Raw genomic sequence first — 9,502 nt, 5'->3', positions numbered from 1 at the left:
AGATGTGTATTAGAGAGAGCTCTTCCGCCTCTTCCCCCAGCCCGCCGCAGCGGCTTCATTTGGCCGGTTTCGGGGCAAGTCACCTCTGGCTTTGGCTACCGTCGGGGTCGCTTCCATGCGGGGATCGATATCGCTGGCCCGCTGGGATCGCCGGTGGTAGCCGTTCAGGAGGGGCTGGTGACCTTTGCCGGCAACGCTGGAGATGGCTACGGCAATTACGTGGACATTCGCCATCCTAACGGGATCGTTACTCGCTACGCCCACGGCCACCAGATCTATGTGTCCGAGGGCCAGTACGTGCAGCAGGGCCAGGTCATCATGAGCCGGGGCAACACGGGCCACAGCACAGGACCCCACCTGCACTTTGAAGTCCGCCCTGGCGGAGGCGCGCCTGTCAATCCCCTGCCCTACTTGCCCTGATCCCCCTAGGGCCAGCCTAGAACAGCCAGTCCAGAGGATAAATTGCTAGCCTAAAAGAGCGAGCTCCCAACCTCTAGGAACGCACCGATGCAGTGGGCGAACGCACTCTCCCAGCTCCCTTCCCTGGAAGCAGCTCTGCAACAGGTGGTGGAGGAAGCCAAGGCTCAACTTCAGGCAGCTCAACTGAAAAATGCCCTGACGCAACAGGTGCAGGGGGTGGGCTCCGGCAGCTTGCCGGGGCTGCTTACTGGCTACCTTCCCCCTCAGCCGCTACGGCCCAACTTAGGGATCCTATTTGTGTCAGCGGCCTTTGCTAGCGAGTACGTTCGCGTGCTGCCCTTGCTGTCCGACTTGCTCGAGGTGGACGTTTTAATTGGCTGCTCAGGGGGTGGCATTGTTGGCGGCGGCCAGGAAATTGAGGAGGGGCCGGCTTTGTCGCTTTCTTTGGCGGTGCTGCCCGAGGTGGCCCTGCACCCCTTTCATCTGCGCGGGGATCAACTGCCTGATTTGGATGCACCTCCTTCGGCGTGGGTTGAGCAAGTAGGGGTTGCGCCGCAGGCCCAGCCCCATTTCTTGCTCCTAGCCGATGGATTTTCCTCCCGCATCTCCGAGCTGCTGCAGGGGCTAGATTTTGCCTATCCCGGCGCCGTCAAGGTGGGGGGATTGGCCAGCGGTGGCCGCGGTCCTCGGGGCAATGCTTTGTTTTTGCTGGATGCACGTACCCCCACGCCCCGCTGCGAGCTGTATCGGGAAGGCACAGTGGGGCTGGCGCTCTCCGGCAACGTGGTGCTGGAGGCAGTGGTGGCCCAGGGGTGCCGTCCCATTGGGGATCCCTTGCGCATTACCGAAGCAGAGGGCAATGTCATCCTCAGCTTGGAAGGGCGACCGCCCCTAGCGGTCCTCCAGGATTTGTTCGAACGCCTGAGCCCCGCGGATCGCCAGTTGGCTCGCCACGCCCTCTTCATTGGCTTGCTGATGGATGAGTTTAAGGCGGATCCAACACCAGGGGATTTTCTCATTCGCGTAATCCTCGGCGTTGACCCGCGAGTGGGAGCCATAGCCATTGGGGATCGGGTGCGCTCCGGCCAGACAGTGCAGTTTCATCTGCGGGATGCCCAGACCTCGGCAGAGGACCTGCGGTGGGCTCTCAGCCGCTATTGCTTTGAACGCAACTTGGGGCGAAATTCTGCCTCAGAACGTTCCTCCCAGCTAAGCCCGCAGCCTTGTGGGGCGCTAATGTTCGCCTGTTTGGGGCGAGGCAAGGGGCTATATGGCGTCCCCAACTTTGACTCGCAGCAGTTTCGAGAAATCCTGGGAGAGGTGCCATTGGGGGGCTTTTTTTGCAACGGGGAGATTGGCCCAGTGGGGGGATCCACCTTTTTACATGGCTACACTTCCTGCTTTGGTATCTTCCGGCCCGCCTGCTGGCTTCCCTCTGGCGGGGGAGCCAGTTCCTAAGCAAGGCCCTAGAAGGCCGAGCTAGGTGTACTCCTCAACTGGAGGCTATGCCAGCCTCGCTTGCCTGCTGCAATGGATGTAGAATTCAGTAAACTTTGAGGTGGAAAGCCTCAATTCTTTGTTAGCGCCTTTAACAAAACGTTTTATCCGAGTTTGGGCTGCAACCATCTATGGCTCGCATACTCATCATTGAGGACGATCCTTCAATCCTAGATATTCTACGTATCAATCTGGAGTTGGCGGGCTACGAAGTTGTCAAGGCTACTGACGGAGTTCGTGGGCAGGCGCTAGCTCTGCAAGTTCTCCCCGATCTCATCATTCTCGACCTAATGCTACCCCAAGTGGATGGACTAACGGTTTGCCAACGGCTGCGGCGGGACGAACGCACCAGCGACATTCCCATTTTGATGCTTACCGCCCTTGGCCAAACCCAGGACAAGATCGAGGGCTTCAACGCCGGTGCTGACGACTATCTGACCAAGCCCTTTGAGGTGCAGGAGCTACTGGTACGGGTACGGGCTTTGCTGCGCCGTGCCGATCGCATCCCTCAGACGGCTAAGCACGGCGAGATCCTCACCTATGGCCCCTTGACATTGGTGCCGGAGCGGTTTGAGGCGGTGTGGTTTGGCAAAACCATTAAGCTCACCCACCTGGAGTTTGACCTGCTCCACTGCCTCTTGCAGCGGCACGGCCAGACGGTTTCCCCCAGTGAAATCCTCAAGGAGGTATGGGGCTACGATCCCGACGATGACATCGAAACCATCCGTGTCCACATCCGCCACCTGCGCACCAAGCTGGAGCCGGATCCCCGCCACCCTCAGTACATCAAAACTGTCTACGGGGCAGGCTATTGCCTAGAGTTGCCCAACATTGCCGAGCCCCTTCCGTCCCAGCCGGAGCTGGCAAAAGACTCCTCCTCATGAGGGTGCCCCCACAGCAGGGGCAGTTGCCGGTAGGAAGGTAAGCAAGCGCTGCCTGGCCCGCCCATGAAAATCATTAGTCTACTCACGGATTTTGGTCTCCAGGATCCCTACGTCGGCATTCTGAAGGGGGTGATTTGGGGGATCGCGCCACAGGTTCAGTTTATCGACCTCAGCCACGCGATCCCGCCCCAGGACGTGGCAGCGGCCCGTTTTGCCCTGATGACGGCCTATCCCCATTTACCTTCTGGAACCATTCACCTGGCGGTGGTAGATCCGGGGGTGGGGAGCAGCCGAAGGGCGGTGGCCATCCAAACCGAAAGAGGCTATTTGGTCGGCCCTGACAATGGTCTCTTCAGCGGCGTTTTGGAGCAATCCCCACCTCTGGCTGCGGTGGAACTCAACCGACCCCGCTACTGGCGCACTCCTTCTCCCAGCCGTACCTTTCACGGGCGGGACATTTTTGCCCCTGTGGCGGCCCACTTGGCCAACGGGATCCCTTTGGCAGAACTGGGGGATCCCTTAGACGTGACCGAGCTGGTTCGCTGGGACTGGCCGCCACCGCAGCTGGAGAGCAACGGCTGCCGGGGTATCATCCAGGCCATCGACCACTTTGGCAATGGCATCACCAATCTGCCGGGTCAGTGGGTGGAGGGACGGCGCTGGAGCGCCTGGATCAAAGGCCTCCCCATCCGCTCTGCCACCACCTTTGCCGACGGAAGGGAAGGCGAGCTGCTGGCCTTGGTGGGCAGCTCGGGCTGGGTGGAGATTGTGCAAAACCGCGGCAACGCCAGCCGTAGCCTCGCTTTCAAAGTAGGGGAGGAGGTGCGCCTGCAGTGGGCTGGCTAGCGTCCTCACCCCTCTCCCCCTGCAACGGGAGAGCCTAGGCAGGCTGGCTTTCCACCGTCACAGCTTCCGGTGCAGTGGGGCCCACCTGGACTTTGACAACCCGTGCGGCATCGGCTTTGGGCAAGGTGAGGGTGAGAATGCCATCCCGATAGGTGGCCGAGACTTTCTCCGGCTGAATAGCTTTGCCCAGTCGGAGGAGGCGCTGAAAAGGCTGTGGCTCCACCTCTTGATAGAGCAACTCGGCCCCTTCAGGGCCTTGCAGCCGAATCTCGCCGCTGATGGCCAATTGCTGAGCAGTGGTCTCGATGCGGAAGCGCTCCGGATCAGCTCCCGGCACCCACACCTGGACAGTGTAGGCTTCGCCGCTCTCCCAAACCTGGAGTGGCACCGTGAGGAAGTGGCGAGGGCGCTCGCTGGAACGCTGCTGCCTTGGAAGGTCAAAGGGGCTGAAGTAAACCAATTCCATTTCCATGATGCCTCCTTGGGTAAGCCAAGCCATCCACCAATGGCGCTTGGATCCCACTTCTCTCCAGAAGTTTGGGAAGAGCGGGATCCAAACCCACTTCCATCCTCCAAGACTGCTGTTGTTACAAAGGAGGGCAAGCCGATCCCAGTAGGGAGGGATCCCTTTACCTCACTGGCTGTAAAAGCAGCCGCAGACGCTCCAGAGCGCGTTGGTTTTCTTCAGGGGTGCCCACCGTTAGGCGCAGCCCACCGCCGGTACAGCGCACACAGGTTCCTAGCTCCTGCCAGGCCTGCTGCAACGCTTGGGGATCCCAGTTGGCTACCCGAAAGTAGAGAAAGTTGGCTTGGCTGGGCCAAACCCGCACCCCCGGCAGCTCCTGGAGGGCCTGGTAAAGCGCTTCCCGCTCCTGACGGATGAGGGCTACGTCGGCCAAAAGTTCCTCGGCATGCTCTAGGGCAAGCCGGGCAGCCCACTGGGAAATCGCCGAGAGGTTGTAGGGCAGGCGGATGGCTTCTAGCACCTGGATGAGCTGGGGATGGCCAATGGCGTAGCCCACCCGGTGGGCTGCCAGGCGAAAGGCTTTGGAGAAGGTGCGCAGGATAACCCAGTTGGGGTGCTCTGCCAACTTGGGCAGGGCCGTGTGCTGGCTAAACTCGAAATAGGCCTCGTCCACAATCACCAGAATTTCTTCCGGCAGCCCTTCCACCCACTCCCACTCAGCTGCCGTTAGGCCATTGCCAGTGGGCGAATTGGGATCCACCAAACACACCACCCGCACCCGCTGCTCGGCTATGGCCTCCTGGCACCGCCCCAGATCCAGGGCAAAGCTTTCGGGGTGGCGGGGCACGCGCACCACCGGGATCCCCAGGCTCTCAGCCAGAATAGCGTACATAGAAAAGGTAGGCTCTGGCACCAAAATGCCGCCCCTTCCGCCCAGGCAGGTGGCAATGAATAGGGATCGGATGAGCTCGTCGGAGCCGTTGCCTACACTAATCTGCTCAGGCGCTGCCCCCGCATAGGCGGCGATGGCCTGCTTGAGGCGCCACTGCTGGGCCTCGGGATAGCGGTTGCTTGGGATCTCCTTTTCCCAGAGAAGGGAGAGTTTCTGCTTAAAGCCCGGCGGCCAATCCCAGGGGAACTCGTTGGCATCCAACTTGTCAGCCCCTGTGGCCAGGCCAGCATCGTAGGGCTGCAGCTGAAGCAAATCTGGGCGCAGATACCGCAAGGCAGATCTCCCTGACGGGGCAGGGTACCTATGATAGCAGGGCTAACCTTTTTGCCAAAGTAAGCTAGAGTGTTTCTAATCTGGACGGGGCTGACGGGGCTCGAACCCGCAACTTCCGCCGTGACAGGGCGGTGCTCTAACCAATTGAACTACAGCCCCAGGAGCTACAAGTACCTATTCTGACCTAGATAAGGATGGTTGTCAATCATGGTACCTAGTCTAGCGGCCCAGGCCGCAACCTTAGTGGAGGCAGCCCCGCAGAACGGGATCCCGGCCACAGCAATGCAGCAGGTGGCGTCGGTGCTGACCCAGGTGGCCCAACATTTGGATCACCTGCAGTACACCATCTTGCGCTATCCCGATGGCGGCTGGCTAACGGCACGACTGGTGGAAACCTCTCCTGGAACGGAGCCCATCAGCCATCTTTGGATCCCGGCTTTTGGCCATCTGGAAGATGCCCAGGCAACCCTGGCAGAGCTGCGGGAGCAGGCACCGGAGTTGGAGGCCGCCTCTTTCCAGGTTTTGGAGCTGCTGTTGCTGTCTTTGGGGTTTTCCCGCGCCGAAGGCATTGTCTTTTACGACCAGGCGGGGGAGCGGCGGCAAGGGAAAGCTGTCAATTGTCGGCTTTTGGTGGAGCAGATCAACCAAGCCCTGCGCCAGGTCATTCCTCCACCCCTAGCCTAAGGCGGAACCTCAGTCCAAGAGAGCCCCCTGGCGGCGGGCAAACCTACGCAACTTCTCCTCCATCTGGGCCCCCCGCAGATCGGCTTTGGAGAAGTTGGTAAAGCGCTTGCCCCCTTCCTCGCGCAGCAGGAAGGTGCTGCTGCCTACAGACCAAAGCACCGAGCTGGCCGCTACCATTGCGATCCCGGCTGCCCCTAGGGCATAGACCACATTGCGCGCGGTAAAATGAACGAGCAAAAACGCTAGGCCGCCTGCTCCCAGGAGCCCTCCCAGGCCTGCTAAGATCCCGCCCAGGGTTCGGGCTGACCCAAGAAGCCGGTTTAGAAGACGCAGCCAGCCGGGCTGAGGCACGTTGAAGCGGACGCCGCGCAGATCTGCCCCTTGCAGATTGGCTCCTGAAAAATCAGCCCCCCGCAGATCGGCGCAGCGCAAGTCATAGCCGGCCAGGTTCTGGTTGGCAAAGGACTTGCCCCGCAGATCTGCCCCCGCCAGAGACGGCAGCCGCGGCGGGGTGGCCGGCCTCATCCGCCCACTGCCGGTGATGCGGCTGGTGGGGCCGAGTTGGGTAAAACCAGGGGGAGCAGATCCCCCGGGCAGCAGGCCTCCCGCGCCGGGCCGAGGGAGCGGTGTAGGCGAGAGTCCATCTGTTTGGGGCAGGGGGGGAGAGGTTGAGCGGCGTCTGGCCCAATGGTCGGAGATTAACAAGGGGCTGGAGGCGGTAGTCAACGGAGAGCGAGGCAGGAGGATTGGCGAGGAAGGCGAGCTCTCTTCCATCCCCTGTAGAGCCCGCAGCACCTCAGTAGCCGTGGCAAAGCGCTGGCTGATGGCCGGCTGCAGCATGCGGCGCAAAATGGCGTCGAACTCAGGGCTAAGCTGCAGGCGATCCGACCAATCCCATTGGCCAGTCTGGTGGTTGTAAAACTTGGCCGGCGACTCTAAAGTCATCAAGTTAATACAGGTAGCAGCCAGCGCGTAGAGATCGCTGGCAGGGCCTACTGCTTGACCGGCCACCTGCTCTGGGGGAGAAAAGCCCAGCGAGCGGATGGCTGTATATTCTTCCTGGGCCTCATGGCCTGGCCCCAGCTGCTTCACCGCCCCAAAGTCAATCAGCACCAAGCGGCCATCTTCTTTGCGGCGAATGAGATTGGCCGGCTTGATGTCGCGGTGGACGGTGTTGTGGCTGTGGACATAGCTGAGGATGAGCAGCACCTCCTGCATCACCTGCCGGGCTTGTTCTTCAGAAAAGGGCCCGTTGCGCCGCGCCTCCTGGGCGAGGGTGATCCCCTCGATAAACTCCTGCACCAAGTAAAACTTGCCACCTTCCTGGAAGTGGGCGTAGAGCCTGGGGATTTGCGAATGCTCCCCCAGGCGCTCCAACACCTTGGCTTCGCGGTTAAACAGCTCCTCTGCCAGTTTGGCCAGTTGGGGCGAATTCCCCACCGGGCGCAACTGCTTGATCACCCGCCAAGGCTTGGAGGGCAGGTCTTCATCGCGGGCCAAGAAGGTGGCGCCAAATCCCCCCTGCCCCAGGCGCTTGAAGGCCCGGTAGCGATTGCGCACTAGCAGCGGCTGGCCACAGGAGGCACAGATGGAAGCATCCGGCGGATTTTCTGGCTGCAGACAGTCAGGATTGAGACAATAGCAGGTGAGCATACCCCTCCAAAGGCTACCGGTGACCTCTAGGTAACCAAGACGGGGCCGCTGGGGGGGCAAGCGCGTTAGACATCTAGCCTAGACCCACATCTGGTTCCAACAGGCTGATCCTAGCGTTTGCCCACGCGAGCTCAAGCGGAGAAATCGCATAGATTTTGCTGCCTTGACAGGTGGTGCCGGCAAAATCCAGGCCCCGAGGGTTCAACTGCTCTAGCAACAAAAAACCTAGAATTGAATACAGTTACTCTTCGCCTTGGCCATGTCTCCATCCTTCTCCGGTGCCGCTATCCGGCAGGCTTTTCTAAACTTCTACGCCCAGCGGGGCCACCAGGTACTGCCCAGCGCCTCCCTGGTGCCGGAGGATCCCACGGTGCTGCTGACTATTGCCGGCATGCTGCCCTTCAAGCCCATCTTCCTGGGGCATCAAGAGCCACCCTATCCGCGGGTTACAACGGCCCAGAAATGCGTGCGCACCAACGACATTGAGAAGGTGGGACGGACGGCCCGCCACCACACGTTTTTCGAGATGCTGGGCAACTTTAGCTTCGGCGACTACTTCAAAAAGGAGGCCATCACCTGGGCCTGGGAGCTGCTAACAGAGGTGTTTGGCCTGCCGCCGGAGCGCCTGGTGGTGAGCGTCTTTCAAGAAGATGAGGAGGCCTTTGCCCTCTGGCGCGAGGAGATAGGGATCCCGCCCCACCGCATCCAGCGCATGGGGGAGGAGGACAACTTCTGGGCTGCCGGCCCCACTGGTCCCTGCGGCCCTTGCTCCGAGATCTACTACGACCTCAAGCCAGAGCTGGGGGATGAGCAGATTGACCTGGGGGACGACTCCCGCTTCTTGGAGATCTACAACCTGGTGTTCATGGAGCTCAACCGGGACAGCGAGGGCCGCCTCAGCCCCTTGGCCAAGCAAAACATTGACACTGGCCTAGGGCTGGAGCGGCTGGCTCAGGTGCTGCAGGGAGTCCCCAACAACTACGAGACGGATTTGATCTTTCCCATTGTGCAGAAGGCGGCCGAGATTGCCCAGGTGGACTACTTCCGGGCCAGCCCTGAGCAGAAAGTCTCCCTCAAGGTAATTGGGGATCACGCGCGGGCGGTGATGCATCTCATTGCCGATGGGGTGATCCCCTCCAATGTGGATCGGGGCTACGTGCTGCGGCGCTTGATCCGGCGGATGGTGCGCCACGGGCGCCTCTTGGGGATCGGCGAGCCCTTTACCTGGCCAGTGGTGGAGACGGCCATCCAGTTGGCGGAGGCGGCCTATCCCGAGGTGCGGGAGCGGGAGGCGGTGATCAAAGCCGAGCTGCAGCGGGAAGAGGAGCAGTTTCTCAAGACTCTGGAGCGGGGGGAACGGCTGCTGTTTAATCTGTTTGCAGACGTTACCGCCACTGGCGCGCCAAAGCAGATCTCCGGTGCCGCCGCCTTCAAGCTCTTTGACACCTATGGCTTCCCCTTGGAGCTGACCCAGGAAATTGCCCAGGAGCACGGCTTCAGCGTGGATGTCCAGGGCTTTGAGCAAGAGATGGAAAAACAGCGGCAGCGGGCCCGCGCCGCCCACCAAACCCTCGATGTCATGGCTCAGGGATCCCTGGACGAGCTGGCTGAGTTTTTAATCGAGACGGAGTTTCTCGGCTACAGCCAGTCCTCTGCCCGCGGCGTGGTGGAGGCGCTCCTAGTGGAAGGGAAGTCGGTGCCTCAGGTAGAGGCCGGGCAGGTGGTGCAGGTGGTTTTGGATCGCACGCCTTTTTATGCGGAGTCCGGGGGGCAAATTGGCGATCGCGGCTACCTGGCCGGGGAGGGCGTGTTGGTGCGGGTGGAGGA

The 9,502-nt window shown here is 60.9% G+C and carries 9 protein-coding genes and 1 tRNA gene; 6 read left to right on the top strand and 4 right to left on the bottom strand.

The window, feature by feature from the left end; all coding sequences use genetic code 11:
* The 4 genes from NW827_RS02250 to NW827_RS02235 all read left to right on the top strand — a co-directional run.
* A partial coding sequence (locus NW827_RS02250) for a M23 family metallopeptidase (protein WP_414503292.1) occupies nucleotides 1–420 on the top strand: 420 nt, incomplete at its 5' end.
* Between the two features lie 87 nt (nucleotides 421–507).
* Nucleotides 508–1,878: an FIST N-terminal domain-containing protein gene (locus NW827_RS02245; RefSeq protein WP_414503291.1), complete on the top strand. Its 1,371-nt coding sequence runs from the start codon at nucleotides 508–510 to the stop codon at nucleotides 1,876–1,878.
* 170 nt (nucleotides 1,879–2,048) lie between these two features.
* Nucleotides 2,049–2,801 (top strand): response regulator transcription factor, encoded by a 753-nt coding sequence (locus NW827_RS02240; RefSeq protein WP_414360566.1) that lies wholly within the window; start codon nucleotides 2,049–2,051, stop codon nucleotides 2,799–2,801.
* 63 nt (nucleotides 2,802–2,864) lie between these two features.
* Nucleotides 2,865–3,647, top strand: a complete 783-nt coding sequence (locus tag NW827_RS02235) for an S-adenosyl-l-methionine hydroxide adenosyltransferase family protein (RefSeq protein WP_414403987.1) — start codon at nucleotides 2,865–2,867, stop codon at nucleotides 3,645–3,647.
* 34 nt (nucleotides 3,648–3,681) lie between these two features.
* On the opposite strand, the gene NW827_RS02230 is transcribed toward NW827_RS02235, so the two are convergent.
* The 3 genes from NW827_RS02230 to NW827_RS02220 all read right to left on the bottom strand — a co-directional run bounded on the left by NW827_RS02230 (nucleotide 3,682) and on the right by NW827_RS02220 (nucleotide 5,497).
* Nucleotides 3,682–4,119 (bottom strand): Hsp20/alpha crystallin family protein, encoded by a 438-nt coding sequence (locus NW827_RS02230; protein WP_414503290.1) that lies wholly within the window; start codon nucleotides 4,117–4,119, stop codon nucleotides 3,682–3,684.
* A gap of 157 nt (nucleotides 4,120–4,276) precedes the next feature.
* On the bottom strand, nucleotides 4,277–5,338 hold the full coding sequence (locus NW827_RS02225) for a histidinol-phosphate transaminase (RefSeq protein ID WP_414360558.1): 1,062 nt from the start codon (nucleotides 5,336–5,338) through the stop codon (nucleotides 4,277–4,279).
* A gap of 85 nt (nucleotides 5,339–5,423) precedes the next feature.
* Nucleotides 5,424–5,497 (bottom strand) — tRNA-Asp (locus NW827_RS02220).
* Nucleotides 5,498–5,545: 48 nt separating this feature from the next.
* On the opposite strand from NW827_RS02220, the gene NW827_RS02215 reads away from it, so the two are divergent.
* On the top strand, nucleotides 5,546–6,022 hold the full coding sequence (locus NW827_RS02215; protein WP_414360556.1) for a hypothetical protein: 477 nt from the start codon (nucleotides 5,546–5,548) through the stop codon (nucleotides 6,020–6,022).
* Nucleotides 6,023–6,031: 9 nt separating this feature from the next.
* Here NW827_RS02215 and NW827_RS02210 read toward each other — a convergent pair whose 3' ends face one another.
* Complete coding sequence (locus NW827_RS02210) at nucleotides 6,032–7,675, bottom strand: protein kinase domain-containing protein (protein WP_414360553.1); 1,644 nt, start codon at nucleotides 7,673–7,675, stop codon at nucleotides 6,032–6,034.
* Between the two features lie 259 nt (nucleotides 7,676–7,934).
* Between NW827_RS02210 and alaS the strand changes: the two genes are divergently transcribed.
* On the top strand, nucleotides 7,935–9,502 hold a 1,568-nt coding region (alaS, locus tag NW827_RS02205; RefSeq protein ID WP_414503289.1), incomplete at its 3' end, for an alanine--tRNA ligase.

Source organism: Synechococcus sp. H70.1, from assembly GCF_047502705.1.
In the GTDB taxonomy this organism is placed as follows: Bacteria; Cyanobacteriota; Cyanobacteriia; order Thermostichales; family Thermostichaceae; genus Thermostichus.
The sequence above is the reverse complement of the archived record's forward strand: the minus strand, read 5'-3'. Positions and strand labels throughout refer to the sequence as shown.

Coding starts and splice junctions, on each gene's coding strand:
- NW827_RS02245 (WP_414503291.1), top strand. CDS start 508: ATGCAGTGGGCGAACGCACTCTCCCAGCTCCCTTCCCTGGAAGCAGCT.
- NW827_RS02240 (WP_414360566.1), top strand. CDS start 2,049: ATGGCTCGCATACTCATCATTGAGGACGATCCTTCAATCCTAGATATT.
- NW827_RS02235 (WP_414403987.1), top strand. CDS start 2,865: ATGAAAATCATTAGTCTACTCACGGATTTTGGTCTCCAGGATCCCTAC.
- NW827_RS02230 (WP_414503290.1), bottom strand. CDS start 4,119: ATGGAAATGGAATTGGTTTACTTCAGCCCCTTTGACCTTCCAAGGCAG.
- NW827_RS02215 (WP_414360556.1), top strand. CDS start 5,546: ATGGTACCTAGTCTAGCGGCCCAGGCCGCAACCTTAGTGGAGGCAGCC.
- NW827_RS02210 (WP_414360553.1), bottom strand. CDS start 7,675: ATGCTCACCTGCTATTGTCTCAATCCTGACTGTCTGCAGCCAGAAAAT.